Here is a 24,796-nt window from a genome sequence, read left to right on the forward strand (position 1 = left end):
ACAGGCCGCCATATCACAAATTCTGCGGTCAGATCTTCGCGGAAGCTGCCGACTGTACTTTGTCTTTCAGCTGTGCTTCCAGTCCAGAACGGGCGAGCCATTGCATCAAAGGGTCGGCGAAGTTCTCCCGAATGACTGCTACCATCAGCTCTAAGATTTCTACCGCGGTTTCAAACACCAGCTCGCGGCGGTCGGCGGTCAATTTCTCTAAATCGCCGTCTGCGTTCTCTACCGAGATATAGTCAGGGTCGAGCAGGCGGCTTGCCCATTTGGTTAGCGATTTGCCCGACAAGCTGCCGGAAAGTGCGGCCAGCGCATTCATTGTGCCGTCTTGTTCGCCTTCCGGCTTCATCAAGCTGCCGAGAGCCGGTAACAGCTCTTTTTGCAGGTCGCCAAACACTTCTAAGGCTGTAAACGCATCCATGCGCGTGATGCCGAATTTGTGTGCGCCAATGCTGACAATTTTCGGTTTACGCATTAGTTACCCCCTACAGAGTAAACAGCGGAAGCAGTCTCAAATACCCACTCACGGCTGCCTACTTCTTTGCCAAATTCGCTATTGGGTTTTTTCACAATCCACGCCGCACCGGCCATGAACAAGGTATCGCCTCGCAGGTCTTTAATCAGCAGCGGCAGCGGCATCGCGCCACCTGATGCAATATCCGCATCATGGAGCGCGCTCAATACGTTATTTGATTGGCTGGTTTGTTGCAGGGTAAGCGTTACCTTGCAGCGTTTATCCGCGCTCATGGAGCGGGCTACTTCGCCATCTGCCCCAGCTTGGCTGGTAATGCCGTCAGCCATCTGCTCAATCGAAACGAACGTGCCGTCTGTCATGCCCTTGACGCTGTGTGCGCCGAACGTAACCGCCACGCGGTCGCTTGCATACGTTTTTACGTCTGCCATTTTGGTTCTCCAAGTAAATAGGCCGCCTGAAGTTCAGGCAGCCTTGTTTCAGATAGCGTTACAGCGTATAGCCTAGGCTGAATTTGATTTCTACCAAATGCACCGCCCCGGCCAAGCGAGCCGAGCCACCAATATCCTGCAAGATACGGGATGCCTTACGATTCGGGCTGATTTCCGATGCGCGGGGGTAGGTAATGCGGAATGATGGGATAACGGCGTTGTTTTCGTCCAATTCCTCTTCCGCAATGCCGCCGCGCCGTACACCCAGTACAAGGCTTTGTTGCATGGCATTCACGATGATTTGAATGCCTTTGTCGGTGTAGGGGATTTTCCCGCCGGCGTTAATCAGCGCATAGGCAACGTCTGCCTGCATGGTGGCTTTGAGCCAGTCGCGGAAGCGGATAACGTCTATCCACTCGCCCGCTGCGGTCTTACCGCCCTGCGAAATAGCGAAGCTGCCGAAGGTTTCAAAGGTCGTGCCGTTCTTTTTCTGCACCACCAGCACATCGCCCTCCGGCAGTCGGTCGGCGGTAATGCCGTTGAGCTTCACGTTTGCCCAAGTCTCGCTGCCCGGATAGTAGGTAAAGCGTTCGGCCATCAGCGCCACTTCAGGATATTCCGCCGCCGCTTGGGTGTGATACAGGCCGAAGGTGTAGGCATAACCCTTGGTCTTCAGTTTGCTCAATAGGTCGTTATCCACCGAGCCGTCGGTAATATTCTGCGCGGCGGATGCCGTACCGAACAGCTTGTGGTTGGTTTCCGCCCAAGCAGCCACCGCCAATACATCGGCTTCGGTGCGGCTGTCCACCGTCAGGCCGTACCACTCGTCGCTCTCGCGTTTTACCGCATTGAGCGTCTGCGCCCAATCTTCGTTCGATGTAGCCGTGCCAACGGTCATATTCGCGCCGGTTCGCACGGTAAATGCTGCGCCTGATTTGTGGGTCAGTGTCAATGTGCTGCCGGAAACAGCGGCTTCTACCTGCACATCGGCCACACCGGCGAGCGAGGTTTTCAGGCTGTTGGCAATCTGCTCAGTGGTCTCGGTATTAGCAGTCAGCTTCACGGTATGGGTTACGGTGTCGCTGTCTTTCTTCCACGCCACGGTCAGCGCGTATTCCGCGCCTTTTACCGCCTTGTCCACCGTTACCGCCACGCTTTGCGCCAAGCGGCGGCCAATAAACATCTTGGCGGGATGACGGCCTTGCGAGAAAAACGCCTGCGCCGCGCGATACAGCGCATCAGACGGTTTCGCGCCCAAATCCAAAAGCTGGTCTGCGCCGGTAATCGCCATCACGCGCGACAGGCTCAAAACGTGCGGGGCGACAAAAATCATGTCGCTGAAATTGGATACCGCAATGCCCGTGGTGTTCAGCGAAATCTGCACATCCACCAGGCGGTCGATATTTGCCATTTTTGGTTCTCCATAATAAAAAAGCCGCCCTATGGCAGCACACCGGCAGACAAATCCACCGAATCAATCGTTTCTAACTGTTCAATCAGGCTGGTAGTGTAGCGGTAGCGGAAACCGCCCACCGCCTGCGGTTCGTAGTCCACCTCAAGCAGTTTAGGCACTTGCTGCACCGGCTCGAAATCGACAATATCGGTATTCGCCGCTTCCAACATCTCCGCTACTGCCTCCGTTTGCAGGCGGTTAATCAGCGCATCCAACTCCTCAAAACAACCAGCGCCGAAGCATTGCAGATGCACTTTAGCTTCGCGCGTACCGTCCAGCTTGCGGGTGCGGTCTGTGCCGATTTGCCCAGCATGTACCGGCCATACGGCGGTTGTTTGCCGTACATCCAGCACCATGAACGGCGGCTTTGGGCGTTTGCCGTTCTCGTGTGCCCAAATCAGCGGCAGGGTGGTTTGTGATGCCAAGATGTCATATAACTTCTCTTTCATCGCTCCGCCTCCGCTGCCAGATAGCGGTAATGGCTGATGACGTTGGAGCGGTAGGGCGCAACCGCAATCACGCGGTAATGCCGCCCCTGCCACACCAACACATCACCGTTATTGTCCGCCCCGTCCACATTCAGCAGCGCATCGGTATAAATCCGCACCGCCCGCTCAATACGTTTGCCTTCTGGCAGGTTCTGGGTGTCATCATTGGTGGCAGGCTGCACCGATGCCATGATTTCCATCGTGGTATCGCCACCTTTAACCCAGCGGCCTTTCACATACTGCCCGTCAGGCTGCCGGATGATTTGCTGTTTACTGCGAAAGCTCATGAACGCTCCCAATCTACCGAATTCATCATATCTGCCGTATCTATCAGCGGCTTGATTACATCCCCTGGCCGCTTCATCTTTTTGCGCTTTTTGGTTGATTCCGCATTAGGAAACCAGCTGCCATGTGCAATATGACCTTTCTGCACGTTCACATACCATGCTCCGAGCTGTGCCAACGCCCCGTCCGCGCTCAAACTGCCTTGATACACGCGGTAAACCAGCCGCTTCTGCGCCTCTTGGATCTGCCCGGCATTCTTTTCCGCGCAATCGCTTATAAACGGGCGGGCGGGGATGGTGGATGTGCCGAAGTGGTTATATACCGCAATATCCAGCATATCCGTACCGTCGTGCGAGCCTTTGCCGCGCCGGATGCCGACCTTCACGCCTTTGCCGTCCAGCTTCAAAGCCTGCTGGATGATTTTGTCGAAGCCGCGGTCTATCAGCTTGACTTCAACACTCATACAGCCTGCTCCCCACCATAATGCCGCCAAGCCTTGCTTCCAAATCCATCAGTGCTTTCCAGCGGGCGTAGTAGCCGAACGGGTCGCCTTCTTCGGCCAGGCTGCCGTAGCTGCGCGACAAATCGCCTTCGCTCTCGGACTTGATGCCGACCGGCGGCAATGTACCGTTATCCGCCGCCTGTTTCATGGTCAACAGATGGGCGGTGTACCACAGCCGCGCTTCGTTTTGCTTCTTGGGCGGCAGCTTCAAAGGCATAAACCCTTCCGCCGCATCCCAAGCCGCATTCATAGCATCTTCAGTCATGGCCGCCACATTCGGCGCAAGCGTTTTCAGCAATGTTACCGTCTGCGTGTCCATGATTTACCGTCCTATTTGCTCTTGCCGGAAGTTTTATCAGCAGTATCTTCGCCGGCCTCTTCTTTAGATTCGGCTTCAGTTTGCTGTGGAGTCTCTGCTTTAGTGGCTTCAACCAAGTGGCCGCTCTCAATCAGGCTTTTCACGCCGTTGTCTTTACCGTCCACTTCCACTACTTCCAACGGGGCAATTACCGTTTCGCCGTTCAGTACCACCACGGCAGGTTTTACGTTTTTCACAAACATAGCGTTCTCCTAAAAAAGGCTACCTGAAACCGTATCGCAGATTTCAGGCAGCCTGTCAGGTTAATTTTCGGCTTTGGTAAAGGCCAAGGGATAATGTACAACCACACCGGCGGTTCGTGCATAGCACGGCACAACCAGTTCCAGGTTGCGGGCTTGCGCCTCCAGCTGGTTGAACGGCATTACCAATTCATGAGCCATGTTTTCAGCTGCAAATTCGCCGATGAAAATCAGGTCTTTATTGCCGCTGCCGGTTTTCTCGAATTCCGGCGCTTCCACCAGTTGCAGGCCGGGGTGTTTGGCGCTAAAGAACTCCCAAGCGGTCTTGCCGTAAGATTCAGCATAGACTTTGGAAGTCAGTTGCGCGTGCAGGCTGGATGACACAATCAGGCGGTTGGGAGTGTGCACCCCTTGCGATTGCAGGCGCACCGCATTCCACAACGCATCCAAGTCAGCCACGATTTCCTGACCGGTAGCCTGTGCCCATTTCTTAGCAGAAGGCAGGGTGGTTGTACCGATGTTCGGATGGGTCAGCATGCCGTGCAGGTTGTAAGCAGCATCGCCAGTCATTGCGATTTGGTTCAGCTTCACTTCGATACTGCGGCGGGCGGCTTCGCCTTTGCGGGTGGGTAGGTTAGTACCCAAACCGGCAGATGCTTTCAGCTCTTGCACGTTGTAGCCGTAGCTTGCGCCGATGCTTTTCACGCGCACGGTGTGTTCAGTACCGGCTACATCAGCACGCGGCAGGTCATCGGCGTAGTTGGCAATCACTTTCGCCATGCCTACGGTGTCGTAGGTTTTGTAAACGATGGTTTCTGCCCATTCTGGGGCATCGGTTTCAGCCGGCACGAGGCTCAAACCCAACATGGGCGGGCGTTTTTTCTCGTAAACTTTGGCTTTCACATAATCCAGCTCACGGGCAACAAAAACGCTTTCATCTTCGCGCATAGATTGCCCGACAGACTGGGCAAATGCGGATACCGCAAGTTTTTCCGCTTCGTCATAGTGCATATGTTTCTGCATTGTTTTTCCCTTTCAGTTAGGCGGTGGGAGCGTGCAGCTCAACCAAGGCAAGAGTTTTGCCGTTGGCAGCGCGTACAGAGCGCACTACGGCGTTTTTCAGCGTATCAGTAGCGGTGTTATCCAATTCGCCTTTCGCGTTGAATTTAACCGCTTCGTAACCGGCTACGGTTTTACCGTCAGCCACACGCGCCCATACCAGGCCACGGGTCATCACAGACACCGCATCGCCCTGTTTCATCGGCTCAATCGTGGCATGTGAATGCACAGTAATACCGACTGCCGCAGTACCCTTACCGGCTACCGCTTTGCCGCTGGCATCACGCCCCACTACCACACCGTACACCAAGCCATCTGCGGCCACTGGGTAGGTTTCCACGCGATCGAAGCCGGCATCGGCCTTCATACCCGCAAATGCGGGGTTCATTTGGTTTTCGTACATTGATTAACTCCCTTCCGTACCATTCATACTGTTGATGTATTTGGCTCGCGCTGCTTCCGCGCTTACTTCAGGCTGGCCTTTGTCAGCCATATCTTGCCGCTGCTTGGCTACTGCATCCGCTTTCTGGGCTTCAGCGTGGCTCTGTAGCGCGAAATCGTAGGCAGCCTGTACATAGTCATCAGACTTGCCGTCAAAGCTCACGCTATCGCCGCGAATAGCCTTAATCACGCCTTCTTTAATGGCGCGGTCGGCGCTGTCTGCGTTAAATTCCACTTGATGCGTGTTGGCTACCGCTTCCAACTCCACGCGGGAACGAGCGGCGACTAATGCATCCTGCTTCATTTGCGGCAGTTCGCTTTGCAGCTTTTTCAAATCCGCTTCAGCAGCATCGGCACGCGCCTGCTCTTTGGCTTTGGCGGCTTCACTGTCTGCGGCATCCTGTTTCAGTTTGTTGTACGCCTGAATGACTTCGGGCGCGGCATCGTATTCAATGCCGTTATCCAAACGCATTTTTGACATAGTTACGTCCTTATCGTTAAAAACGGCATCGCCGTCCATGTTTAAACGTGCCACCCCGGCACGCCCCTTCTTCACAATCGCCAAATGGTTTGGGCGGATGTTGCGCTGTACTGCATCGTAGCGTTCGCCGTCAGGCGAAATGCCCGGCGTTTCGTCCAAGTCCAATTTGTAGCCGACTGAAAGCTCTTTATTCCCCGCGTTTACCGCTGCTGGGTTGTGAATCACAATATCGGCAATCAGGTTGTTGCCATCTTGCCTTGCTTCGCCAAGCACTGCGCCTATTGTGTGGTTGGCGGCGTTGGCGCTGGTTACTAATCCTGGATGGCCGTTGGTAATCGGCAGCCCCTTGTATCCTTGCAGGCTGTCTGCGTGAAATACCTCTTCAGGTGGGCGATATTCGCGCCGCTCGCTGCCGTCCGGGTTGAGATAAACAAAAACGCCCGTCCGGGTTAGGACAGGCGTATCGTAAATAAAGCCATCTTCATTTTTAGTCGCTTTAACCGGCGCTCGGTCGTAGCGGATGCTCATAAACCACTCCCTTTAAATCTTCTAAATCTGGGAATACTGCTTCAGCGTAGCAGCGGCATTGGAAATCCATGCCTGGGTGTCCACCTGTCGGCGGGTTGTTCCAGTTGAACTTCTTGCCTTCGCGCTCAATATGGTGTTCGCGCTCGCGGTTATCCAACACGCCGCGCCAAACGTACTCTTCTACGCCGATTTGTTGCTGACGGTATCGGGTAAGCTGCCCATTGAGCTTGCCGGTTTGGTCTCTAGCAATCAGCCGCGCCCTGTTTTTCGGCAGGTGGTAGCTGTCGCGTATCAAGGCCATCAAATCCCGATGATTGCCGCCGTTGCGTATTGTTGCCACAATCTTGCCATGTAGCGTCTCGAGATACTGCGCGGGGATGGATTGGATAAGCCGGATATTGTCGGCTTCAAATCCGCCCAGCAGTTCCAGCAGCCACGGTTCATGCGTGAAGATTTCCACGCCGTACACCGAACGGATAACCGCATGGAACTGGCGGCGGTTGAATCTGTCCACTTGCCGAAGCAGCAGCTTCATGGCGGTGGTGGCCGCCTCCTTCGATGCAGCCAAACTACCAGCAACCGATAGCAGCCATTGCCGCAGCTTTTCAAACCAACCACCACCGGCTGGGATGTCATCCAAGCCGTCTAGCCGAATATCGCGCAATAGTGGCAGGCGTTTTTCTATTTCGGTCTGCATATCATCACACAGCTTCAGCAGCAGCTCTTCGTATTCACGCTCCACTGATAGCGGATACAGCCATTTTTTCGGCTTTCTCCGCTGCCTAGGTTTCCGCTGCATATGCTGCCGCCTTCTCTTTGCTGCCGGCCTCTTCACTCAAGCCGAACAGGCGCTGCGATTTCAGGTATTCGTGCGCTTGCTCCTCGCTAACCGCGCCCATGCCGACAACCTTATCCAGGGTCGCCATCTCTACCGCCTGAGTATCAGCGGCCAGCTTTTTCATTTCTGCCGCCTCTTTCGCGGTCGGGGTATATAACGGCGGCCATTCGATACGCCAGCTTTCCGCCGGTTCGCCAGGGATGCCACGTTGTGCCACAATCAGGCTGATTAGGCGTTCTAGCGCGGGTTGTGCGCGGCGCAGCCGTTCGGTCTCTACCAGTTCATGATAAATGCGCAGGTCGCCTTCGCCGGTGGCGTTCAGCCCTTTGGCGCTTTCGCCGAACAGTACCGTAATCGGGATACCGGTTTCTGCTGAAACCACCTGCTCGAATTTACCGATGATGTCAGTCAGCCCACCCAAGCCCAAATCGATGATATTGAAGCCGTCCTCACTATCTACTGCTACCGTGTTCAGGATATTCCGCACCGAATCGACTACGTTAATACGCTGCTGAACTTGCTGCTCCATATCGGCAGCAATTAGGTCGCCAAGCCCTTTCATCGAGAATACTGCTTGCTGCTTGCGCTCCATGATGGATTTAGTACGGCAGCGGGCTTCTTCCCATTCCAATACGGCTTTATAGCCGCGCGTTACTGCATCTCGCCCTTGCCAGTAGATGCGGCTAGTCTTTGCACTATGTGGCATCGGGTCGCCAGCAAGGGGGATTACGCGGCTTTCATGCACGATAAAGCTGCCGCCAGTGGTATGCACTTCATACCGTTCAGGCTGCCCAAAATTCGGCTTTGTCGCATCTGAATACAGGCTGCCTGAAATGGATATTTGGTCGATGTGATAAACGCGCAGCTCTTCGATGCGTTCTAGGCGCTGGTAGTCCAGCGGTTCGGATAGTGATTTATTATCTGACACCACCGGCACGATACACGCGCCGCCGTATAGCCTAGCCCAGCGCAAGGCATCTGCAACGGTTGCGATTACTTTCAGGCGGTCGATTTCGTTTTGTATCGTGCCGTCATCGCCAGCCACCGTGAAACCGCCAGCCATTGCCTTGTCGGCAGGGGCATCAACAATCCGCGCGAATATCCCGCCTTGGGCATACAAGAAAGGCGCAGAAACCGAAGTTACCCGCGCCTTAGTCATCCTGCTGCCCAATACAGCAGATTGATAATTATCTAGTCGAAATTGTTTCATATCAGCTCAACGCCTTAAAGCGGCTTACTATACTGCCGTTTTTCATCAGCGGTTCTAGCGCATAGCGTACCGCATCGATGTAATGGTTATTCTCATCCAGCACCACAGGCAGCACATCACCGCTTAATCTGTCCGTTTTGTAGCTGTACAGTTTAAATTCACGCAGCGTGGCCGCCGCATCTGGGTGGATGAATACCCGCTTGAACGACTTGATAAACTCAATACCATCTTCCACGCTGCCTTTGCCTTTCTGCACACCAGTAATACGGGGCAGGCCGTGGCGTTTCAGGTAGCTGATGGATTCAGGCCGTGCGCTGTCTGCGCGTACCACGTATTTTTCAATACCAGGCAGGTATTGCCGCATCATCGGCGCGGTGTCATCCAGTTCCAGCCCGATTTTGCCGTAATCATGCTCGATATACAGGCAGCCATCGTACACCCAGCATTTAACCGCCGCTGTCGGGTCTTGTGAAAAGCCGAAGTCCAAACCGAAATATGGGCCATCCCACTCTTCGCGCGGAGTGAAGGCTTTTTCTTCATACTTGCCACGGAAAATCTGCGCTTCGTTTTTGGTGTTGTATTCCCCAAGCCATACATGGCCGAACGACTGCGGGTTATATTTGCGGTCGTACTCCATTTCCCGGCGCAGCTCATCCGGTAAGTGCGGGTTATCGTAGTAGTTCACATGAACCAAGCACACTTCATCCGAACCGTTGGCAATCGCTTCGTTAAAGAAAGCATCTACTGCATCTGTTGGCTGTTCAGGATTCCACGTTACCCAAATTTCACTACCCGGGGCGCGGATAGTAGGGCGTAGTAGTTGGAAGCTGCGATGCGACAAGCTTTGCCCTTCTTCCACCCATGCAATATCAAAACCTTCTAATGATTTAATACTGTCGGCGGTGTGGTCTTGCATACCCTGAAAAATTATCAAGCCGCCGCCCGGGGTGCGGATTTCATCGCGCGTTATCTCAAATAGGCGCGAAAGCCCGAATTTTTGTATTTTACTTTCAATCAGCGCTTTGGCTGAAAACTTGAGTGATTTCTGAATCTCGCGGATGCATACCACCTTTAAGCCGGGGCGCAATATCGCTTGCTCTACCAGCGACTCAGCCCGTTCATGTGATTTACCCGAACCGCGCCCGCCTTTCACTCCTTTGTATCGGCATGGCTTCAACAAAGGGAGAGACCAGCGTGGGGTATCAATGCTCAGGTTCATTCTGCTTGGGGTCAATCACGATACGGGTAATGGTTGTTGGTGTCATGCTGCCATCAGAACTGACGTTATCCACCACTTGGGTTTCACGCCAGCCGGCCTGAGTTTTTAAAAAGAAGATTGCAGCGGCCATATTCCCTTCGCGAGCCTGCTGTAGTAAACCTTGCGCTACAGAACTAATGGCATCTGCCTTCCCTTTTTTATATCGTTCTGATACTTCAGGCTGGCGCTCCATAATCGCATAAAACGTTGTTTTACCAATGCCGAAGTAGTCTGCAATCTGCTCCACACTCAAAACAGCCGCCAACGCTTCAACCTGTACAATTTGTTCTGCAGTGAGATTCTTTTGCGGCTTCCCTCCGCATCCCTTCTTACCTGCCATTTAAACCACCTTTACCACAGACAGCGCCGTCAGTCTGAAGGCGGCTGCTCCTCTCTTGAGTTACACCAGCAAATGCAAAAAGCCCGAATGCAACAAAGCACTCGGGCTGGAATTCTGTTTCTTTTACCCACGGCAAAACCCCCGCATGGGTAACGATTGAATAATACGCCCCTGATAACCGAAATGCAAGTGTTTCTATGTTATCTGTTGCTGATTTATTGCATTTCAAAAGCGAAAGGCCCCGGTAACCGGAGCCATGACGCCGACCAGGGAACCCCCCAATCCACTTAATGCATAGTATATAGCCTTGGGCATTTATCCTTCAATGTATTCCCCTTCCCAAATAGGCATTCCAGAATCTATTGCGGTTAGATTTAATTCCATTTGGAGGTGGACACCCACTGCGATTTGAGAGTATTTATGTAATTTTTCAATTAGTGCATGGTTACCACTTAATACTTGCTCCGGTGTTTGTTCACCAATACCAGTCAAACGGAAGAATACCATGTATTCTGCCTCAATAGAGAAGATATTCTCTTCCTGTCCGTTAACCGCCCTAAACCACACTTTAGGACGTAGCAAAATCTGGTCATTCTCTTCATTCAAGAAGAGCTTCCCTGGAGTAACGGTAAGCCGCCTGGTTATTTCTGATATATCAATACTCTTTTCCGCAACCTGCCGATTTGACGTACCCTGTTTAACATCAAGTATCTGAATCTTCATCTTATACTTCCAGTGCTAGCGGTCTAAAGTTTCCGATGTGGTAAGGTTGTCGCTTAGATAAGTTGGTTATAGGGGAGGCGGATGTAATATTCAAAACCCGTCCATATTCTGCTTGCAGCTTAGACTCGGTTGAAATCACAATCCTTTCATCCAGCGCAAATAGCATGGAAACCATTGTCTCGATAGTCAGATTATTACTGCCCCCCATAATCCTAGAAACAAGAGATTTACTTTTGCCCGTGAGTTTGGCTAGGTCGGTATAGGAGAGTTTCTTTTCATCCAAGAGGTTATTCAGCATGATGGCGAAATCTACTTTTACCTCTTCTTGAGCTTCTATTAGCTCGTAATTTTCTATTTTATTCATGGCACTAAATGCTCCAAGGACAACATATTTTGTAGTTGCCGATAAGTCTTTTCCAAATCTGCCGGCTTAGTTTTCTGCCATTTTTTCAACACACTGTGGCTAAGCAAGAAGCAACCTTGCAAGTTTGGAGTGCTTACACAATAAATGCGAATCGGTTGTTTAATAAACTCATACACTTGAATGCCGTGTATCTTGCCAGCCTTGTGAAACATCTGTGATGGCAGCTGCTCACCGCGAGCGAAACGCTGCATAATAATCCGGATGCTGGCCACATGACGGACAGTTTGAGCGGATTGCTGATAGTCATCCAGCTCACGTTCCAAGCTGGATACTTCTTCCCCATCTTCGCATAGTACGCATAAAGGGCGTATGCCATTGTATAGCAGTTTAGGTTTCATTGTACACTTATAAGTAAACTATAGGCATCAAATTTATCAAACAACACACCTGAGCAAATCAAGTTTCATCATACCCTAAGCCAAATAAAAAAAGCAGCCCGAAGGCTGCTGAAAAGCCCGCACGGGGCGGGCTGGGGATGAAATATTATTCCGGTAGGGCTTTGTGTTTGAGCGCCTCAATTGCAACTTGGGCAGATGCTTGCGGCAGTTTCCCTTTTTTAACTTGCCCAATCAAATACTTAGGGAACTTGTTCAATATGTAGTTAGTTCTCAACCAGCTTCTAAACTCCCCTAATGCAGCATCAGGGTAGCACCAAGATGGCTGCGGGTTGCTTTTCGCTTGTGGATAATAGAGCGGGTAATCGTGATCGTATTTTTTTCTGTCGCCATATAAAGCTGACATCTCTTTTTCTTGCCAATATGCACTCCATGCCTTACCGACAGATATATCAGGGATAACTTTATCGCTGATAATTAGGCCAGAACGTATCATTGGAACAATCATTGATGCAATCTCTCGGAATACACTGAAATATCCAAGCGGAACTGAATCTAAAGTCATATCTATGCGGTCATGGAAATGCCGCCAGCTATCAATTAGCCGTTGCTCCGGCGAGTAGCCGACAGCTTCATAGATAAACAGCCTAAAAGTTGTCCTAGCAAGGCTTCTAAATGCATTCAAAGCCTCCATTCGGCGCTCGTCAGCAACAAAAGCATAATACTCAAGCAAGGCAAGGCAGACCGGCTCGGTATAAGCATTTATCGTTACACCATTATGGAGAGACTTTAAAAATAATGTGTCTTCTTCATACCCATGCTGCAGGAGTAATTGTGTAATCGCCCTACCTCTAGGCTTATGCCTCTCTTCCAGCCAATTTGCAGCCAGGCGGTTTAACACTTTCCTGTCTATACCGCACATACGGGCAAGGCCACTTTCTGTAAGGAATGGAAGCCCATTTTCCAGAACGCCCATTTCAACGCCATCTATTTCAATTTGGCGCTCCACTACAAATAACTCTGTTTGAACTTGCAACGGGGGTGGGACTAAATCCGTATTTTTCTCATCTATCGCCATGTTTTTTAACACCTCTTACCCGGGACTAAAACGCCATTATAACGCAGCCAGTCCTAATTACTATTATCCAACTCGCTCCACGTTTCAACACCCAGCCGCCATACAGACGGCTGGGTTGAAATCATACCACCGGCGCCAATCAGCGACTAACCTGATGCCTCAAGCAGGGAATCTGCTCGTCGATAAAGTTCATCCGGCTGTAAGTGATACGGTGGCGGTAGATTTTCCCATCGTGCACCGTTACATCAAAGCGCCCCTCGTCGTTCAAATCAAACGGCAGATTGGCCTGATGGCGGAACAATTTCGGCACAGTCTCCAGCTCCACTTCGTTAACCAACGGGCGGCCTTGCAAAACCAACGAATGCACATAAGCCACCGCAGCAGGCAGCAGCGGGGCGGCGATTTGGTCGATATGCGCCACGCCGAAGCGCTGATGCACCATGCGGTAGGCTGCCGAATAATCGATACCGCAGCGGGCGACCAGCAGCTTGACTGCATCCACCAAGCCGCGCCGTTCGTCTATCGTGGTTTGGGTTTCGAGCTTGGGGCTACCTGAAACATCTTCCTGCGTATCGAGAAACGCGCGGATAACCTTCAGCGAGAAGGCCGGAGAAATCCACATGCCGTAGTGAACCACCAGCTCTTTACTTACGAATGTGCCAAGCCCTTGTTTCTTTTGGATAGCAGGAATTCCTGCTTTCTCAATTTCCGAAATTAAATCAAGCGTTTGATTGTTATTCGACCAAAGGCTAGGTTTGTGGCGATTTTCGCCGCCTGCTGCTTTGTGTAAATCGTTGAGGGAATAAAGGTTGTCGAATTGACGGATAGCCACATTGGCCACAGAGACTTGAGCGTTCATTTCTGAACTCCTTTAGATTTAAGGTTTAGGAGACCACCTGAATAGGTGGGGGTGTCCTACGCTCTAAAGATGCGCCGGGTCGTTGCCGATACCCGCACCCCCGTAAACTTGAAAATCTGTTGAAGGAGAGAGCAATCAGCAGACTGTTGGGGATTTGGTACAGATACAAAAATACCGACAACTGGTCGGGTACAGCTTTAGAGATAGGAGACTGCATCATAAACAAAACCGCAGCATCGCGCAAGATATTTTTTAACTAGCAATTTATTATTTGCAAGTATATTACTTGCAATATATAATTTGCACATCTTTTTAATAGGAGAACAGCGATGTCAAAAACTCAATCAGCAACAGGCCGTGCTATTGGCGGGAAAGCCAGGGCAGCGAAAATGACACCGGAACAACGCAAGGAGCAGGCGGCTAAAATGGTAGCCGCTAGGCAGGCTAAGGCAGCAATGCCGAAAGTGATTCACAAGAAATTGCCTTTAATATTAGGAGATGTTCAGATTCCATGTGCCGTTATTCAATATCCAAATGGCGAAGTAAAGCGCGTTTTGACTGAAAACGGTATCCTGACAGCTATCTACGGCAAAGCCGGGATGGCATCTGGCGCTTCAAAAAGAGGCCGCGAAAAAGCGTTGAACGACGGCGTGGCCCCTATGCCGTTATTTCTATCTCCAGAACGACTTAGACCTTTGATTTTAGAAGATGAAACGTTATCGGCCCTACTGCTGAAAATAGAGTACATGGACGATAAGGAAATAGTAAGTGGATATGATGCCTCTATTCTGCCATCTGTCTGTGAGATATGGCTTAAAGCTAGGGATATGGGAATTTTGCAAAGCCAACAGTTAGGTCGAGCGCAAAAAGCTGAATTGTTAATGCGAGCATTGGCTCATATCGGCATTATTGCTCTTGTTGATGAGGCAACTGGCTATCAAGACGTACGAGCCAAAAATGCCCTTGCCAAAATCCTTGAGGCTTTCGTTGCGAAAGAACTGCAGCCTTGGGTTAAAACATTCCCTTTGGAATATTATAAAGAGCTTTGCCGGTTGTATAACGTTCCTTTCCCCCCGCTTAAAAACAACCAATTCCCGCAGTTCTTCGGGCATATTACCAACAACGCTGTATATGCCCGTCTTGCTCCAGAGCTACTGCCTGAGTTGAAAAAAGCAGCCAGCAAACAGGAGAGAAAAGCCAAACTACATCAACTCTTAACACAAGATGTCGGGCATCCGAAACTGAAGGAACACCTAGCTTCCGTCGTTACGTTATTGAAGTTGGCTAAGGATAAGGATGACTTCAACCGTATGCTAGATATTGTCCATCCCAAACTAAATAACACTATACCGCTTGATTTAGGCGAGTAAAAAGCAGTCATCTCCTCCATGAACAAAGCCCCTGCGAATGCAAGGGGCTCCAATTATTGGTTACTTCATCGCCATACTGACTTCTACATCTGTATCGGTAATGACGCAACGTGCGCGGTACTCTATTTCCATGCCAGCGTTATTTTTTGCAGTAAAGCCACGGGTGACAACAATATTCCCCGTCGCCCCGATAGATGTTCCTGTATCAAGAATATGCCCGCTAAATGTGGATGGGTTTGCTAATTGCCGCTTAATAGCAGCATCACATAGGTTGATAGCAGCGGCTTCATCAACCTGCTTATCCTGCACAGCCGTAACAGATGCTTGGCCTTTAATATCAGCCTCGGAAACATAGAAACGCTTACCGTTGGCGCAATCGGCGAAGAATACAATCTGACTGCGCGGCTTACTCTTGCTGTCAGAAACCTCTACGATTTCCACCCTATCGCAAGTGGATTCACTGGCTACAAGTAAAGCCGCTTGTGGCAGTAGCTCGTTGATTTTCGCAACGCCTGCTCTGCCCCAACGCTGGTAAAGTTTCGGGTAGTCTTTTTGCGTGTATTTGAAATCCAAAATACCAGCAGCAATTTTGGATTCTGGAGAGACAGTAGAAGATTGGCTGGGCTGGCTACCTCCGCCAGACGAGCCGCCGCCATCACACCCCTTACTAAGCAAAAAAACCATAAAGACGGCAAAAATTATCCAAAGCACTTTCTTGGTAGGCTTGGTAGGAGTTGTTGGTTTGATTTTTACGCCTTTTTGTTGTTTAGCTTCCACACTCGCTAATGTTTGGCGCTGTATCCAGTTCTGCCTACGGACTTCCAAATCTTGCGGTTCATCAAATAACGCGGTACGTAATGTTTTGATAAATGCATCATTTTGCTCTATCAGTAACCGCCTACCATCAAATAGGTGGATTTCAATCACGCCGCCGCTTTCTTCGCTATATGATTCAATATCGATTAGATAAATCTTTGTTTTCATATTAAAAGCAATAAACTTATCATTATAAGCGGCAGGAGATTTAGGGAAGTCGCCAGCCAGTACTTTAATTAAACGCGCCATCTTCTAGCTCTCTTGTGTAGTTGGGGGATATTACGAAATCTTAACAAAACCATTACAACCGTTCAAACAACAGCTCGAAATCTTCCCCTGCCAGCCTGCGTATTTCCTCCAGCCAGCGCATCAGGCCAGTATCGGTTTGGGTGTGGACTGCTTTTTCCCCATGGGTGGCAAACGCTTGCTGTAGCCGCTCTTCGTAGTCTGCCTGAGATTTTGCGCCCATACCGAACGATACCTTAATCATCTTTTGCATGGCCTGCGGGACTTTGCCCCATGCGGTAAGGCCAAGCCAAAAGGCATCTTCGCCGTATGGATATGCGGTTTTCCTCTCTTGCTGCTGTTGCGGTTGCGGCTCGCCTTGGTAGCGGTGCTCGATGCTCAAACAATGCGAGCGGGCGCGAACATCACGATAACGGCACTCGAAGGCTTGGGCGTAATCAATCATCAGCTCTAAATTGTTCATGCTATTTCCTGTTCATCTGTTTGGATAGTAGTTTCTTGATGCGGCGGCGTCTCATTACTCGATACCAGCGGCTTGCCCTGATTTTTGCCTTGCGCTGCCGCCGGGCTTCACGGCGGGCTACTTCATCAAAGGTCGGGTCTTTGTAGGTTTGTGCCATTACGCCGCCTCCAGCAGCCCTTTATCGGCTAGGATTTGCTGTGTCCGCATTACGCCTTCGGCGAAGGCCAAGCGGACGGTTTCCGCATCCAAATGGCGGGTGCGGCGGTCGATTTCGTCGTGGCAGGCACTACAGGCATACGCGCCCATGAAATCGGGTGGCTTGATGCCAATGCCGCACGCACCGGCCATGCGGTAATGCGCCAGTACGGTTGTTTCAGGATTGCCATTACAGATGCCCGGTAGGCGGACTTGGCACTCTTGGCCGCGCGCGGATTTACGGATTTTGCTCATTTGGAATTCCTGTTCAGATTGTTCAATGTTGCAGATAACTTTTTTCTTGCGTTCATATAACGCTGCAAACGTAGTAAATCTTGATTGTTCAATCCTTTTAGTCTGGACACATTCAGATTGTCGTTGAGGTCGGCTATTTTTACAGCCAGGATGATTTTGTCGTTATATTGCTTGGCATATTTTTTGATGCGGTTGATATAGTGTTCATAAACATCATCAGGCTTTCTTGTCAGCACGCTTACGCGATTAATGTCGGCATTTCTAACTCCGAGCAGGAATAAATCATCTGCGGTTAGATCGGTATCTTCCAATGCGTCATGTATCAGACCGGTTATATATGAGCCGACTTGCAAGGCTTCAGCTTCCTCAGCCACTCGGAATATGTGTTCTATGTACGGATGCCCGCCACGGTCTTTCTTGTCTCTAAATTTTTCAATCAGAACTTCAATTAATTGTTCAGTCATTTGGACGTCTCCTTATTGAACATCAAGCTCAGTGCGATAAGCGTATTGAACGCCTGCACCGCCGCCAGCGCCGGCCAGCCGTAGAAAATACTGGCAATAGTGAATGCGGCATCAAACAGAACGCTGGGTTGGAAGCCTTTAGCCTTAGTTTCTTGTTGCAAATCTTTGGAAAACAGAAGCACGAGCAAGGCAGCAACGTTGAGCACCCAAAGGAAGTAATGCACTGATTCGCGGGCGGTCTGATTGAAGTGGGCGGCAACCAGCCACAGACTGATTGTGCCGCCGGTAATCCAGTTGGTTTTTTTCATCTTCCAAACTCCACCTCATTACCCGCCGCCCAAGCCTGGATATACTCAATCAAACTCGCCAGCCTGCGTACTCCCATCCGCGCCGTACTCTCCCGCAGGTTGATGACTTCGCCCTCCAAGCCGATTGCCATTTCAGCCGTGCCGCCGGTGGCAATCCGATGCCCCGACACAAAAATCATCTTCCATTGCTCGATTGAGAGTTTTTGGCCGTTAAAGGTTTTCTGTTTCGCAATATCCCCCAGCATCGCATGCAGCTTCGCGTTCTGCTCATCCGTGCGGGTTTTCTCCCGTACCTCCACGACTGCTTTGTCATGCACCTGAAGCAGCGCTCCCGCCACCTCATACGCCAGCCGCATCACATCCCGCTTGTTATCCCGTGTGATGAAGCGCTTAAACTTTTGCGTCATTCAATCTCCCTCGCCTTCCTGCGGTACGCCGCCGCCAGTTCGCGCAGATCCTCTTTCGTCCACTTCCGCGCTTCATGGTCGGCATCCAACTCCTCCACCCGTTCCGCGCCGATGCGTTCAATCAAGCCCTGCCGGTAGCCCCGGATATTGCCGCTCTCGTACAGATTGCAGCGCACACAGCCGCCATGCACATTGTCTTCGTCAAAGCGCAGCTTGTTGCTCCTGCCCGCCGGCACATAGTGGCAGGCTTGAAAGTTCTCTTTCCACGGCGTACCACAGCTGATGCAAGGCTTGCCCCTATCCCGTAGCCGGATGTAGCGGTTGAACGCCGCCTGCGCCTTCTTGGTCAGTTCCGGTATCGTTTCCAGCTTGTGCCGTAGAGCCTTGGTTCTTGCCCGTTCCTTGCGCTTGGCTTCACGCTCCGACTTGATGGCCGCCTTGCGCTTCTGCTCGCGCTGATACTCAATCCCGCAGGCTGGGGAGCAGACAAACTGCAACGGTCGCTGCTTCTCAAACACCATGCCGCATACTTTGCATTTACGCTTGGCCATCCTGTTTCCTCCTCTTTAACCAATCAGCACGTTTCGCAATATCGTTTTCAGGTAGCCTTTCATGTTTGCCGTTGTGGCATTCGTGGCGGGCGGGATAGGCGCGGTAGGTTTCGCCGTGTTCACAAGCCGCCATACCGTGTGCAATCAGCCAGCCCGGCTTGCGTGTGCGGTCATGGCCGGTCACGCTGAATTGCCAGTGGCGGCAGGACAGGCAGGTCGTCATAACTTCCTCCTGCCTTGTTTACCCTGCACAGGCGGCGGATTACGTTTGCGCCAAATCGCATCCACATACTCATCGGCCACATCCACCGCCCGGCTGAACGCCCCTTGGAAGCAGGCATAGGCGGTGCCGGTTTCGCCCATGCGCTGCTTGGCCACAATCAGCTCCAGCATGTCATCGGTGTTGTCTTTGGTGTAGTAGCCGTGGCGGTAGTTGAAAATCACGGCATCCGCATCCTGCTCAATCGCGCCGGAATCGCGCAGGTCGCTCAAAGTCGGGCGCTTGTCAGAACGCTTCTCACATTCGCGGGAAAGTTGGGACAGCACAATCAGCGGCACATCCAGCTCTTTTGCCAAAATCTTGCATTGGCGGGAAAGCCAAGTTACGCGGGCGGTGTCGTCCTTGAACTTGCGCCCGCTCTCGTCAATCAGTTGCAGGTAATCAATCACCACCAAATTCAAGCCGTGCTTGTTTTTGATTTGGCGGGCTTTGGCGCGGATTTGGGCAATGGAAAGCGTTGCCCGCACGTCCGTGAACATCTTGCGCCCCATGGATTTGCCCAGCCCGTTATTGAGTTTTGTCCAGTTCTGCCCGCTGTCATCGCTGCCTCTCTGCAAATCTTTCAGGCTCACTTCCGCCACCGAAGCCAAAGCGCGTAATGCCAGCTGCTCCTTGCTCATCTCCAAGTTAAACACCAGCACCGCACCATCCTGATAGCGGTCGGCAATGTTTTCCGCAATCGTCATGCTGACCGCTGTTTTACCCATGCCGGGGCGGCCGGCCATGATGTACAAGCTGCCTTTCTGCAAGCCCATCATCAGCTCGTCCAAACTACGCAGGCCGGTTTCCAAACCAACCAATGCGCCTTGATTGCGGTAGCGGCGGTCAAACTCTTGGATGCCGATGCGCATCAGTTCCAACGTGTCGAAGGTGGCTTCGTTGTCTTCAGTCGAAAGCGCCATCTCATCCAGTTGGCGGGCAAAGTTGGCAATCGCTTCATTCGCGCCATAGCCACGGCTGGCCATCAGCTGGCCGGCAAATTCCTGCGCCTGCCGGTAAGCTTCACGGGCGCGGTAGCGTTCGATGATTGATGCCGCGCAATGTGCTACCCTGCCGTAGCCGGTATTACCGTGGACGAACATCAGCAATTCAGGGTCGAATGCTTCCGGCTGATTGGCTCGTATCCAATCTTCAATCGTTACTAGATTCGGGTCTTGCCCAACTTCGGCCAAAGCTTGAGCAGCACGGAAAGCGGCAGCCAGTCTGAAATTGTAGAAATGCTCCGGTTTCAGCTCCGGCACTTCGTCCAAAGCTTGGCGGCCACGGCAGATGATGCCGCCGATTACTTCGGCTTCTGATTCGTCGCTGTGCAAGCAATCCATATTCAGCTCGTCCATTTCAAGCTCCCTCCAATACCCGGGCTTCCATCACTTCCGCCCGCAGCAGATATTCAAATCCGGGCTTCCAGTTCTCATGCCCTTTACTCCGCCCGCCTTCTCCAGTGATAAACGGGTCTTGTCGGCATTGCTCGAAGTACAAACCAAACCACTCAACGCAATGCTTGCCGCTTGGTGTTTCGCCTTCAATCAGGCCGTTATCGTCTGCCCATGCCGCAATACGCTGCTTGGCAATCGCCCAAGCTTTCGGGATTAAGCGCATCCGCTTGGCATTGGTTTGGGTGGCATCAAGGTTTACCTTGCGCACTCCTTGGCAATCAGCAAACACCCGATTGAATTCGCCAGCAATCGCCTCGAAGCGTTTGCGGTTGTCGGCAGCCTGTTTGGATTTCTTGCCTTCAGGTAGGCGGGTTGGACAATCCGCATCCTCTCCCGCGCTTTCGGTAGCCATTGCGTCAGCGATGGCAAAAGTCTGATGTTCAGCATCCGCGTTTTCGTCTTGCGTTGACGAATATATATTTATGTATTTTGGTAGTTGTATATTGTGTGTGTTAATTTGACACGGTGAAGCGTGTTGTTTTGACACGGTCGTGTTATTTTTACCGTGTGAATTTGACACGGTCGTGTTAATTTCACATGCCCATTTTTCTACCGGATTAAAGCCCGTAATGAAGCCAAATTTACCCTTGCGCGAATAAATCACGCCCATCTTTACTAGCCGGTTATAGGCGCGGCTCACATTACCTCTGTCGATACCTAAGCCATCAGCAATCTGCTGTATGGTCATATCATCTTCGGTCTTGTTGTAGCCGTATGTTTTGTCCATCACTTCGCAGGCTACTTTGTAATCATTGCCCTTCAGTACACGCCTGGCAGTCCTAAACACGTCATTTGGAATTTGGATAAATCCGCTGTCCATACGTTTAACCTCGGCAGGCGGCGTATCCCGCCGCTCAAATTTGATAATCTTGGCCGTACTCATAACCAACCCTCCCGGCGTATCGCTTCTTCCTTGCGGCGTATCATTCGCGCAATCTGCTGCGGCGAACGATTGGCAATCTCTGCTTTGAGCAGGTCGAGCAGCTGGCGCACATTGCCGGCCTTGGCTCGATGTGCAGCAACCAACCGCCGCCCAATCCGCTTAATCCGCCGCTCACGCAGCAAATCCTCAATACGTTGTTTCATTTTCTGGCTCCAACAGCCGCACACATCTTGCGGCTGCAAAAATTGCACCATGACAGCGGCAGCCCTAATTTCAGCGATACCGTCAGCAGCTGCGTCCAAAACCATTCGGCCTTGCTTTGTGTTGTTTTATTTGTCATAATTAAGCCTCCTTATATTCTGTTAATATTCCTTTGCCCGCCAGCTTCAGCGGGCTTTCTTTTGCCCGTCTGTCCGGGCTGCCAAGCGTCTGTCCGCTTTGTCTGCCGTGGTAAAATGGCTGTTCCCCAACAACCGACCACGAAACCATGTTGTCATCCATTGCTTCCGCTTTTGCCGCACTGAAACAAGCGGGCGAGGTTCTCCAAACTTTTCAAAACGCCAAAACGGAGATGGAAATTCATCAAAAGACGACCGAGCTTTACGGCATCATCTCCAGCATTTACCCCGAACTCATCAGCACCCAAGAAGCGCATGCGGCGGCGAAAAGCCGAATTGCAGAGCTGGAAGGCGAGATTGCTCGTCAGAAAGATTGGGAAGCAGAAAAACAACGTTATGCGCTGCACCAGCATCCGCTCGGAGCGCTGACTTACCGATTGAAGGAAGCGCAGCCCGATGGCGCACCCGTTTACGACCTTTGTACAAACTGCTATCAGGAAGGCATCAAATCTATCCTGCAATACGCGGGAGCATCTGGCGTTGTTGTTAAGCACCGGTGCCCGCGTTGCCGTACCGAATTCCTTACGGGGAATGTTCATTATTAGACCTGTACCCTTCTTATCTATCCGCGCGGCTGGCGAAGTATTCAGCCGAGATGCGGCACATCAGCCGGTATTCTTCGGCATTCACAACCACAGCATCTTCAGCCACCACCTTGCCGCCACAGGCCGCAATCATTAGCGCCGACCGCATTAGCCCGCATTCGTCAGACTTCCAGCGGCTCACGGTGGCATCATCCATGCCAAGCAGCAGCGCGACTTCGTGCTGTGATTTATCCGCAAGCATTCTCAAAACAGCAGCTTGCAGCTTGTGTGCCTTTGTGATGACTTCCACTGATAATTCAGTCATGGCCTAGCCCGCCAATTCCGGCCAAATCTTGTGCCAATCATCCGGGCGCATCTCTTGGCGCGTTACTTCCCCGTCTGTAGCCAGTTCAATACTGGCGCAATATTCAATAGGGATAGGGCGATGGCCGGTAACAATCTGGTTCATGTATGCGTAAGCAATGCCGATTTTTTCAGCGATTGCCCGCTGTCGGCCGCGCTCATGCGCGCAGTATTCTTTTAGTTGCATATAGCTTGCTCCTGTCTATTTAGCATAAATTATAGCATAGCTAAATAGAAAAAGTAGCCTTGCTAAATTAAGCATTGCTGTATATTTAGATAACTTACTAATATGGAAGAGAAAATGACACGGCTAGAAAGGGTAAAGGCCCTGATTGAAGAAAAATTTAACGGCAGCCAAGCTGACTTTTCCCGTGCAATCGGCAAAGCCCCTGCCCAGGTTAATCAATGGCTTAACGGCTATCGCAACATTGGGGATGCTGCCGCGCTAAATATTGAGAAATCTCTTGGATTGCCACAGGGATACTTAGACGGCACGGGCGAAAAATATCAGTCAGCCTCTCCCGGCAAACCGATAGAATCAAACGCGACTGCATTCGCCGTGGTCGAAACATGGCAGGATGGCACGCCGCTCAATGATGCGGAATGTGAAGTGCCGTTCCTGAAAGAAGTGCGCTTGGCAGCCGGGGCAGGCACATTTGAAGCAGCCGACTTCAACGGCTACAAACTGCGCTTTCACGAATCCAGCCTGCGCCGCAAAGGCATCAACCCTAAAGATGTGGTGTGCGTGTCTGCCGATGGCAACAGCATGGAGCCGGTATTCCCGGACGGCGCTACGCTTGGCGTGGACACCAGCCAAAAGCACATTAAGGACGGCAAGATTTACGCCATCAATCATGACGGCTGGCTACGCACCAAAATCCTTTACCGCCTACCCGGCAACAGAATCCGTATCCATAGCTACAATGAAGATGAACACCCGGACGAAGAAGTAGATGCCGCCGATATTCAAATCATAGGCCGCGTGTTTTGGTGGAGCGTGTTGGATTAAAAATGTTGCTAATGCGGCGCGATAATATCGATAGGACTTTCGAAATTCTCAAGAATAAACGGTTTGATTCTCCTTGGTCGCCAGGGGATTACGATGCCGGCATGAATTTCCTAGGCGTACAAGGAGAGCTGAAGGTTCACGAACTACACTACAGAACGGCAACACTGTACTTTGAGTGGCTTGGCGAAGTATCTGCGCCGCGTAGAAAAGAGGATTACAAAAACCTTAAGCCAAATGTGCTGTATGACTTTGATGGCTCTGGTAAGCATTTTGCTAACCCAGATCCAAGGTATCTATTGCCCGTTGGCTCAAGCGGCTTAGTCTTAAAGCATATCCAAATCGATGACGAAGCCACGCTATTGCGGCTGTGGTGTGCACGAAATATCCCAATGCCACGCCAGCTATCTAAAATCCCGATGCTGCGGCAGCGTTATCTAAGCAAGGCATGGCATGAAATATATTTGATAAACCAGAAGCTAAGAAAAACAAAGTTTACGATTGATGTGGCGTATAAACCTGTGAATTAAATTTGCATGGAGACATAATGACCATAACGGTTACAGAGGCGCAAGCATTAATAGCAATGCCAAAGGCCGCAATTTTGCCAATGACATGGCAGGTTAAAATCGGCGGATATAATCCAAGTCGTTTTATGTTCGATAGCGCATTAAGAATAGATGATGAAGTTAGAGAAGATCTCTTTTTGCGTTTTCGTTTCCGTGGTGAATATCAGCAGATGAAAGGTGGGGTAGCTGTTATTCGAAGTGCTAATATCGCTAGCGGACTATATGCAGCAAACAATCGTATTTTTGCTTATGACTACGATGCAGGCCGCCCGCACGTTAACCAAGTTGGGGAGGGGAGGCCGTACTATCGCCAAAGCATTATCGGTTTGCACCAGCATATTTGGACAGAGCAAGGCTATGGATACGCAGAGCCGCTTACCTTGACGAACCATGACGTGGAAACGATAATCCATGCATTCGTATCGGCAGTAAATACCACCATCCCCGGAGGTATAGCACGACCACCGGCAGAACAATTGAGCTTTCCGTTATGATG

At 51.2% G+C, this 24,796-nt stretch carries 39 protein-coding genes; 5 read left to right on the forward strand and 34 right to left on the reverse strand.

Features of this window, described 5'->3' with window-relative positions:
- Positions 1-28 precede the first annotated feature (28 nt).
- The 20 genes from ACO6EE_RS08370 to ACO6EE_RS08465 all read right to left on the reverse strand — a co-directional run bounded on the left by ACO6EE_RS08370 (position 29) and on the right by ACO6EE_RS08465 (position 13,766).
- Positions 29-478 (reverse strand): phage tail assembly chaperone, encoded by a 450-nt coding sequence (locus ACO6EE_RS08370; RefSeq protein ID WP_485960579.1) that lies wholly within the window; start codon positions 476-478, stop codon positions 29-31.
- The gene (locus tag ACO6EE_RS08375) at positions 478-906 is read right to left on the reverse strand and encodes a phage structural protein (RefSeq protein ID WP_485960580.1); all 429 of its coding nucleotides are present in this window, start codon (positions 904-906) and stop codon (positions 478-480) included. Before ACO6EE_RS08375 ends, ACO6EE_RS08370 begins: the two co-directional genes overlap by 1 nt.
- 58 nt (positions 907-964) lie before the next feature.
- Positions 965-2,317, reverse strand: a complete 1,353-nt coding sequence (locus ACO6EE_RS08380) for a DUF3383 family protein (RefSeq protein WP_485960581.1) — start codon at positions 2,315-2,317, stop codon at positions 965-967.
- Positions 2,318-2,346: 29 nt separating this feature from the next.
- Entirely contained in the window at positions 2,347-2,808 is a 462-nt protein-coding gene (locus tag ACO6EE_RS08385) for a phage neck terminator protein (protein ID WP_485960582.1), read from the reverse strand.
- Positions 2,805-3,134, reverse strand: a complete 330-nt coding sequence (locus tag ACO6EE_RS08390; RefSeq protein ID WP_485960584.1) for a hypothetical protein — start codon at positions 3,132-3,134, stop codon at positions 2,805-2,807. Before ACO6EE_RS08390 ends, ACO6EE_RS08385 begins: the two co-directional genes overlap by 4 nt.
- Positions 3,131-3,595 carry a hypothetical protein gene (locus ACO6EE_RS08395; protein WP_485960585.1) on the reverse strand — a complete coding sequence of 155 codons (465 nt, stop codon included), beginning with the start codon at positions 3,593-3,595 and terminating at the stop codon, positions 3,131-3,133. The genes ACO6EE_RS08390 and ACO6EE_RS08395 overlap by 4 nt, the downstream gene beginning before the upstream one ends.
- Complete coding sequence (locus ACO6EE_RS08400; RefSeq protein ID WP_485960586.1) at positions 3,585-3,953, reverse strand: DUF4054 domain-containing protein; 369 nt, start codon at positions 3,951-3,953, stop codon at positions 3,585-3,587. Before ACO6EE_RS08400 ends, ACO6EE_RS08395 begins: the two co-directional genes overlap by 11 nt.
- A gap of 11 nt (positions 3,954-3,964) precedes the next feature.
- Positions 3,965-4,195 (reverse strand): hypothetical protein, encoded by a 231-nt coding sequence (locus tag ACO6EE_RS08405; RefSeq protein ID WP_485960588.1) that lies wholly within the window; start codon positions 4,193-4,195, stop codon positions 3,965-3,967.
- Positions 4,196-4,255: 60 nt separating this feature from the next.
- Positions 4,256-5,215 carry a DUF2184 domain-containing protein gene (locus ACO6EE_RS08410; RefSeq protein ID WP_485960590.1) on the reverse strand — a complete coding sequence of 320 codons (960 nt, stop codon included), beginning with the start codon at positions 5,213-5,215 and terminating at the stop codon, positions 4,256-4,258.
- A 16-nt stretch (positions 5,216-5,231) separates the two neighbouring features.
- A complete protein-coding gene (locus tag ACO6EE_RS08415) occupies positions 5,232-5,654 on the reverse strand; it encodes a structural cement protein Gp24 (protein WP_485960591.1) in 423 nt (140 codons plus the stop codon).
- A gap of 3 nt (positions 5,655-5,657) precedes the next feature.
- A complete protein-coding gene (locus ACO6EE_RS08420; protein ID WP_485960593.1) occupies positions 5,658-6,701 on the reverse strand; it encodes a DUF2213 domain-containing protein in 1,044 nt (347 codons plus the stop codon).
- Entirely contained in the window at positions 6,670-7,500 is an 831-nt protein-coding gene (locus tag ACO6EE_RS08425) for a phage head morphogenesis protein (protein WP_485960595.1), read from the reverse strand. The genes ACO6EE_RS08420 and ACO6EE_RS08425 overlap by 32 nt, the downstream gene beginning before the upstream one ends.
- On the reverse strand, positions 7,484-8,749 hold the full coding sequence (locus tag ACO6EE_RS08430) for a phage portal protein (RefSeq protein WP_485960597.1): 1,266 nt from the start codon (positions 8,747-8,749) through the stop codon (positions 7,484-7,486). The genes ACO6EE_RS08425 and ACO6EE_RS08430 overlap by 17 nt, the downstream gene beginning before the upstream one ends.
- A gap of 1 nt (position 8,750) precedes the next feature.
- On the reverse strand, positions 8,751-9,968 hold the full coding sequence (locus ACO6EE_RS08435; RefSeq protein WP_485960599.1) for a PBSX family phage terminase large subunit: 1,218 nt from the start codon (positions 9,966-9,968) through the stop codon (positions 8,751-8,753).
- Positions 9,952-10,347, reverse strand: a complete 396-nt coding sequence (locus ACO6EE_RS08440; protein WP_485960600.1) for a hypothetical protein — start codon at positions 10,345-10,347, stop codon at positions 9,952-9,954. Before ACO6EE_RS08440 ends, ACO6EE_RS08435 begins: the two co-directional genes overlap by 17 nt.
- A 315-nt stretch (positions 10,348-10,662) precedes the next feature.
- Positions 10,663-11,070: a hypothetical protein gene (locus ACO6EE_RS08445; RefSeq protein WP_485960601.1), complete on the reverse strand. Its 408-nt coding sequence runs from the start codon at positions 11,068-11,070 to the stop codon at positions 10,663-10,665.
- Position 11,071: 1 nt separating this feature from the next.
- A complete protein-coding gene (locus ACO6EE_RS08450) occupies positions 11,072-11,434 on the reverse strand; it encodes a helix-turn-helix domain-containing protein (protein ID WP_485960603.1) in 363 nt (120 codons plus the stop codon).
- On the reverse strand, positions 11,431-11,757 hold the full coding sequence (locus ACO6EE_RS08455) for a hypothetical protein (protein WP_485960605.1): 327 nt from the start codon (positions 11,755-11,757) through the stop codon (positions 11,431-11,433). Before ACO6EE_RS08455 ends, ACO6EE_RS08450 begins: the two co-directional genes overlap by 4 nt.
- A gap of 220 nt (positions 11,758-11,977) precedes the next feature.
- The gene (locus tag ACO6EE_RS08460; RefSeq protein ID WP_485960607.1) at positions 11,978-12,907 is read right to left on the reverse strand and encodes a BstA C-terminal domain-containing protein; all 930 of its coding nucleotides are present in this window, start codon (positions 12,905-12,907) and stop codon (positions 11,978-11,980) included.
- Positions 12,908-13,046: 139 nt separating this feature from the next.
- Positions 13,047-13,766 (reverse strand): KilA-N domain-containing protein, encoded by a 720-nt coding sequence (locus ACO6EE_RS08465; protein ID WP_485960609.1) that lies wholly within the window; start codon positions 13,764-13,766, stop codon positions 13,047-13,049.
- A 329-nt stretch (positions 13,767-14,095) separates the two neighbouring features.
- On the opposite strand from ACO6EE_RS08465, the gene ACO6EE_RS08470 reads away from it, so the two are divergent.
- Entirely contained in the window at positions 14,096-15,136 is a 1,041-nt protein-coding gene (locus ACO6EE_RS08470; RefSeq protein ID WP_485960610.1) for a P63C domain-containing protein, read from the forward strand.
- A 60-nt stretch (positions 15,137-15,196) separates the two neighbouring features.
- On the opposite strand, the gene ACO6EE_RS08475 is transcribed toward ACO6EE_RS08470, so the two are convergent.
- Genes ACO6EE_RS08475 through ACO6EE_RS08530 form a run of 12 tightly spaced genes read right to left on the reverse strand, consistent with a single transcriptional unit; the run spans position 15,197 to position 21,748 of the window.
- Positions 15,197-16,201, reverse strand: a complete 1,005-nt coding sequence (locus tag ACO6EE_RS08475) for a hypothetical protein (protein WP_153717168.1) — start codon at positions 16,199-16,201, stop codon at positions 15,197-15,199.
- Between the two features lie 52 nt (positions 16,202-16,253).
- Positions 16,254-16,661 (reverse strand): hypothetical protein, encoded by a 408-nt coding sequence (locus ACO6EE_RS08480; RefSeq protein ID WP_485960612.1) that lies wholly within the window; start codon positions 16,659-16,661, stop codon positions 16,254-16,256.
- Position 16,662: 1 nt separating this feature from the next.
- A complete protein-coding gene (locus tag ACO6EE_RS08485; RefSeq protein ID WP_485960613.1) occupies positions 16,663-16,818 on the reverse strand; it encodes a hypothetical protein in 156 nt (51 codons plus the stop codon).
- Positions 16,818-17,111 (reverse strand): DUF1364 domain-containing protein, encoded by a 294-nt coding sequence (locus ACO6EE_RS08490; protein ID WP_485960614.1) that lies wholly within the window; start codon positions 17,109-17,111, stop codon positions 16,818-16,820. Before ACO6EE_RS08490 ends, ACO6EE_RS08485 begins: the two co-directional genes overlap by 1 nt.
- The gene (locus tag ACO6EE_RS08495; RefSeq protein WP_485960615.1) at positions 17,108-17,575 is read right to left on the reverse strand and encodes a hypothetical protein; all 468 of its coding nucleotides are present in this window, start codon (positions 17,573-17,575) and stop codon (positions 17,108-17,110) included. The genes ACO6EE_RS08490 and ACO6EE_RS08495 overlap by 4 nt, the downstream gene beginning before the upstream one ends.
- Positions 17,572-17,883: a hypothetical protein gene (locus tag ACO6EE_RS08500; RefSeq protein ID WP_485960616.1), complete on the reverse strand. Its 312-nt coding sequence runs from the start codon at positions 17,881-17,883 to the stop codon at positions 17,572-17,574. Before ACO6EE_RS08500 ends, ACO6EE_RS08495 begins: the two co-directional genes overlap by 4 nt.
- On the reverse strand, positions 17,880-18,290 hold the full coding sequence (locus tag ACO6EE_RS08505) for a recombination protein NinB (RefSeq protein ID WP_485960617.1): 411 nt from the start codon (positions 18,288-18,290) through the stop codon (positions 17,880-17,882). The genes ACO6EE_RS08500 and ACO6EE_RS08505 overlap by 4 nt, the downstream gene beginning before the upstream one ends.
- The gene (locus ACO6EE_RS08510; RefSeq protein WP_485960618.1) at positions 18,287-18,841 is read right to left on the reverse strand and encodes a recombination protein NinG; all 555 of its coding nucleotides are present in this window, start codon (positions 18,839-18,841) and stop codon (positions 18,287-18,289) included. Before ACO6EE_RS08510 ends, ACO6EE_RS08505 begins: the two co-directional genes overlap by 4 nt.
- Complete coding sequence (locus ACO6EE_RS08515; protein ID WP_485960619.1) at positions 18,828-19,064, reverse strand: hypothetical protein; 237 nt, start codon at positions 19,062-19,064, stop codon at positions 18,828-18,830. The genes ACO6EE_RS08510 and ACO6EE_RS08515 overlap by 14 nt, the downstream gene beginning before the upstream one ends.
- On the reverse strand, positions 19,061-20,458 hold the full coding sequence (locus ACO6EE_RS08520) for a replicative DNA helicase (RefSeq protein WP_485960620.1): 1,398 nt from the start codon (positions 20,456-20,458) through the stop codon (positions 19,061-19,063). The genes ACO6EE_RS08515 and ACO6EE_RS08520 overlap by 4 nt, the downstream gene beginning before the upstream one ends.
- Before the next feature lies 1 nt (position 20,459).
- Positions 20,460-21,440: a replication protein gene (locus ACO6EE_RS08525; RefSeq protein ID WP_485960621.1), complete on the reverse strand. Its 981-nt coding sequence runs from the start codon at positions 21,438-21,440 to the stop codon at positions 20,460-20,462.
- Complete coding sequence (locus tag ACO6EE_RS08530) at positions 21,437-21,748, reverse strand: hypothetical protein (protein ID WP_485960622.1); 312 nt, start codon at positions 21,746-21,748, stop codon at positions 21,437-21,439. The genes ACO6EE_RS08525 and ACO6EE_RS08530 overlap by 4 nt, the downstream gene beginning before the upstream one ends.
- A 179-nt stretch (positions 21,749-21,927) precedes the next feature.
- Here ACO6EE_RS08530 and ACO6EE_RS08535 point away from each other — a divergent pair, with 179 nt between their 5' ends.
- Entirely contained in the window at positions 21,928-22,383 is a 456-nt protein-coding gene (locus ACO6EE_RS08535) for a hypothetical protein (protein ID WP_485960623.1), read from the forward strand.
- Positions 22,384-22,396: 13 nt separating this feature from the next.
- On the opposite strand, the gene ACO6EE_RS08540 is transcribed toward ACO6EE_RS08535, so the two are convergent.
- Together ACO6EE_RS08540 and ACO6EE_RS08545 are read right to left on the reverse strand one after the other, a co-directional pair.
- The gene (locus ACO6EE_RS08540; protein WP_485960624.1) at positions 22,397-22,687 is read right to left on the reverse strand and encodes a CII family transcriptional regulator; all 291 of its coding nucleotides are present in this window, start codon (positions 22,685-22,687) and stop codon (positions 22,397-22,399) included.
- Between the two features lie 3 nt (positions 22,688-22,690).
- On the reverse strand, positions 22,691-22,912 hold the full coding sequence (locus ACO6EE_RS08545) for a transcriptional regulator (protein WP_064087627.1): 222 nt from the start codon (positions 22,910-22,912) through the stop codon (positions 22,691-22,693).
- A 114-nt stretch (positions 22,913-23,026) separates the two neighbouring features.
- On the opposite strand from ACO6EE_RS08545, the gene ACO6EE_RS08550 reads away from it, so the two are divergent.
- The 3 genes from ACO6EE_RS08550 (at position 23,027) to ACO6EE_RS08560 (ending at position 24,794) form a co-directional block, all read left to right on the forward strand.
- A complete protein-coding gene (locus ACO6EE_RS08550; protein WP_485960625.1) occupies positions 23,027-23,734 on the forward strand; it encodes a LexA family transcriptional regulator in 708 nt (235 codons plus the stop codon).
- A 101-nt stretch (positions 23,735-23,835) separates the two neighbouring features.
- A complete protein-coding gene (locus ACO6EE_RS08555; RefSeq protein ID WP_485960656.1) occupies positions 23,836-24,261 on the forward strand; it encodes a hypothetical protein in 426 nt (141 codons plus the stop codon).
- Positions 24,262-24,278: 17 nt separating this feature from the next.
- Entirely contained in the window at positions 24,279-24,794 is a 516-nt protein-coding gene (locus ACO6EE_RS08560; protein WP_485960626.1) for a hypothetical protein, read from the forward strand.
- Positions 24,795-24,796: the final 2 nt, after the last annotated feature.

This window comes from Eikenella sp., assembly GCF_057315495.1.

Excerpts from the sequence above, each read along its gene's own strand:
- ACO6EE_RS08370 (WP_485960579.1), bottom strand. The coding sequence starts at position 478 with ATGCGTAAACCGAAAATTGTCAGCATTGGCGCACACAAATTCGGCATC.
- ACO6EE_RS08375 (WP_485960580.1), bottom strand. The coding sequence starts at position 906 with ATGGCAGACGTAAAAACGTATGCAAGCGACCGCGTGGCGGTTACGTTC.
- ACO6EE_RS08380 (WP_485960581.1), bottom strand. The coding sequence starts at position 2,317 with ATGGCAAATATCGACCGCCTGGTGGATGTGCAGATTTCGCTGAACACC.
- ACO6EE_RS08385 (WP_485960582.1), bottom strand. The coding sequence starts at position 2,808 with ATGAAAGAGAAGTTATATGACATCTTGGCATCACAAACCACCCTGCCG.
- ACO6EE_RS08390 (WP_485960584.1), bottom strand. The coding sequence starts at position 3,134 with ATGAGCTTTCGCAGTAAACAGCAAATCATCCGGCAGCCTGACGGGCAG.
- ACO6EE_RS08395 (WP_485960585.1), bottom strand. The coding sequence starts at position 3,595 with ATGAGTGTTGAAGTCAAGCTGATAGACCGCGGCTTCGACAAAATCATC.
- ACO6EE_RS08400 (WP_485960586.1), bottom strand. The coding sequence starts at position 3,953 with ATGGACACGCAGACGGTAACATTGCTGAAAACGCTTGCGCCGAATGTG.
- ACO6EE_RS08405 (WP_485960588.1), bottom strand. The coding sequence starts at position 4,195 with ATGTTTGTGAAAAACGTAAAACCTGCCGTGGTGGTACTGAACGGCGAA.
- ACO6EE_RS08410 (WP_485960590.1), bottom strand. The coding sequence starts at position 5,215 with ATGCAGAAACATATGCACTATGACGAAGCGGAAAAACTTGCGGTATCC.
- ACO6EE_RS08415 (WP_485960591.1), bottom strand. The coding sequence starts at position 5,654 with ATGTACGAAAACCAAATGAACCCCGCATTTGCGGGTATGAAGGCCGAT.
- ACO6EE_RS08420 (WP_485960593.1), bottom strand. The coding sequence starts at position 6,701 with ATGAGCATCCGCTACGACCGAGCGCCGGTTAAAGCGACTAAAAATGAA.
- ACO6EE_RS08425 (WP_485960595.1), bottom strand. The coding sequence starts at position 7,500 with ATGCAGCGGAAACCTAGGCAGCGGAGAAAGCCGAAAAAATGGCTGTAT.
- ACO6EE_RS08430 (WP_485960597.1), bottom strand. The coding sequence starts at position 8,749 with ATGAAACAATTTCGACTAGATAATTATCAATCTGCTGTATTGGGCAGC.
- ACO6EE_RS08435 (WP_485960599.1), bottom strand. The coding sequence starts at position 9,968 with ATGAACCTGAGCATTGATACCCCACGCTGGTCTCTCCCTTTGTTGAAG.
- ACO6EE_RS08440 (WP_485960600.1), bottom strand. The coding sequence starts at position 10,347 with ATGGCAGGTAAGAAGGGATGCGGAGGGAAGCCGCAAAAGAATCTCACT.
- ACO6EE_RS08445 (WP_485960601.1), bottom strand. The coding sequence starts at position 11,070 with ATGAAGATTCAGATACTTGATGTTAAACAGGGTACGTCAAATCGGCAG.
- ACO6EE_RS08450 (WP_485960603.1), bottom strand. The coding sequence starts at position 11,434 with ATGAATAAAATAGAAAATTACGAGCTAATAGAAGCTCAAGAAGAGGTA.
- ACO6EE_RS08460 (WP_485960607.1), bottom strand. The coding sequence starts at position 12,907 with ATGGCGATAGATGAGAAAAATACGGATTTAGTCCCACCCCCGTTGCAA.
- ACO6EE_RS08465 (WP_485960609.1), bottom strand. The coding sequence starts at position 13,766 with ATGAACGCTCAAGTCTCTGTGGCCAATGTGGCTATCCGTCAATTCGAC.
- ACO6EE_RS08470 (WP_485960610.1), top strand. The coding sequence starts at position 14,096 with ATGTCAAAAACTCAATCAGCAACAGGCCGTGCTATTGGCGGGAAAGCC.
- ACO6EE_RS08475 (WP_153717168.1), bottom strand. The coding sequence starts at position 16,201 with ATGGCGCGTTTAATTAAAGTACTGGCTGGCGACTTCCCTAAATCTCCT.
- ACO6EE_RS08480 (WP_485960612.1), bottom strand. The coding sequence starts at position 16,661 with ATGAACAATTTAGAGCTGATGATTGATTACGCCCAAGCCTTCGAGTGC.
- ACO6EE_RS08485 (WP_485960613.1), bottom strand. The coding sequence starts at position 16,818 with ATGGCACAAACCTACAAAGACCCGACCTTTGATGAAGTAGCCCGCCGT.
- ACO6EE_RS08490 (WP_485960614.1), bottom strand. The coding sequence starts at position 17,111 with ATGAGCAAAATCCGTAAATCCGCGCGCGGCCAAGAGTGCCAAGTCCGC.
- ACO6EE_RS08495 (WP_485960615.1), bottom strand. The coding sequence starts at position 17,575 with ATGACTGAACAATTAATTGAAGTTCTGATTGAAAAATTTAGAGACAAG.
- ACO6EE_RS08500 (WP_485960616.1), bottom strand. The coding sequence starts at position 17,883 with ATGAAAAAAACCAACTGGATTACCGGCGGCACAATCAGTCTGTGGCTG.
- ACO6EE_RS08505 (WP_485960617.1), bottom strand. The coding sequence starts at position 18,290 with ATGACGCAAAAGTTTAAGCGCTTCATCACACGGGATAACAAGCGGGAT.
- ACO6EE_RS08510 (WP_485960618.1), bottom strand. The coding sequence starts at position 18,841 with ATGGCCAAGCGTAAATGCAAAGTATGCGGCATGGTGTTTGAGAAGCAG.
- ACO6EE_RS08515 (WP_485960619.1), bottom strand. The coding sequence starts at position 19,064 with ATGACGACCTGCCTGTCCTGCCGCCACTGGCAATTCAGCGTGACCGGC.
- ACO6EE_RS08520 (WP_485960620.1), bottom strand. The coding sequence starts at position 20,458 with ATGGACGAGCTGAATATGGATTGCTTGCACAGCGACGAATCAGAAGCC.
- ACO6EE_RS08525 (WP_485960621.1), bottom strand. The coding sequence starts at position 21,440 with ATGAGTACGGCCAAGATTATCAAATTTGAGCGGCGGGATACGCCGCCT.
- ACO6EE_RS08530 (WP_485960622.1), bottom strand. The coding sequence starts at position 21,748 with ATGGTTTTGGACGCAGCTGCTGACGGTATCGCTGAAATTAGGGCTGCC.
- ACO6EE_RS08535 (WP_485960623.1), top strand. The coding sequence starts at position 21,928 with ATGTTGTCATCCATTGCTTCCGCTTTTGCCGCACTGAAACAAGCGGGC.
- ACO6EE_RS08540 (WP_485960624.1), bottom strand. The coding sequence starts at position 22,687 with ATGACTGAATTATCAGTGGAAGTCATCACAAAGGCACACAAGCTGCAA.
- ACO6EE_RS08545 (WP_064087627.1), bottom strand. The coding sequence starts at position 22,912 with ATGCAACTAAAAGAATACTGCGCGCATGAGCGCGGCCGACAGCGGGCA.
- ACO6EE_RS08550 (WP_485960625.1), top strand. The coding sequence starts at position 23,027 with ATGACACGGCTAGAAAGGGTAAAGGCCCTGATTGAAGAAAAATTTAAC.
- ACO6EE_RS08555 (WP_485960656.1), top strand. The coding sequence starts at position 23,836 with ATGAATTTCCTAGGCGTACAAGGAGAGCTGAAGGTTCACGAACTACAC.
- ACO6EE_RS08560 (WP_485960626.1), top strand. The coding sequence starts at position 24,279 with ATGACCATAACGGTTACAGAGGCGCAAGCATTAATAGCAATGCCAAAG.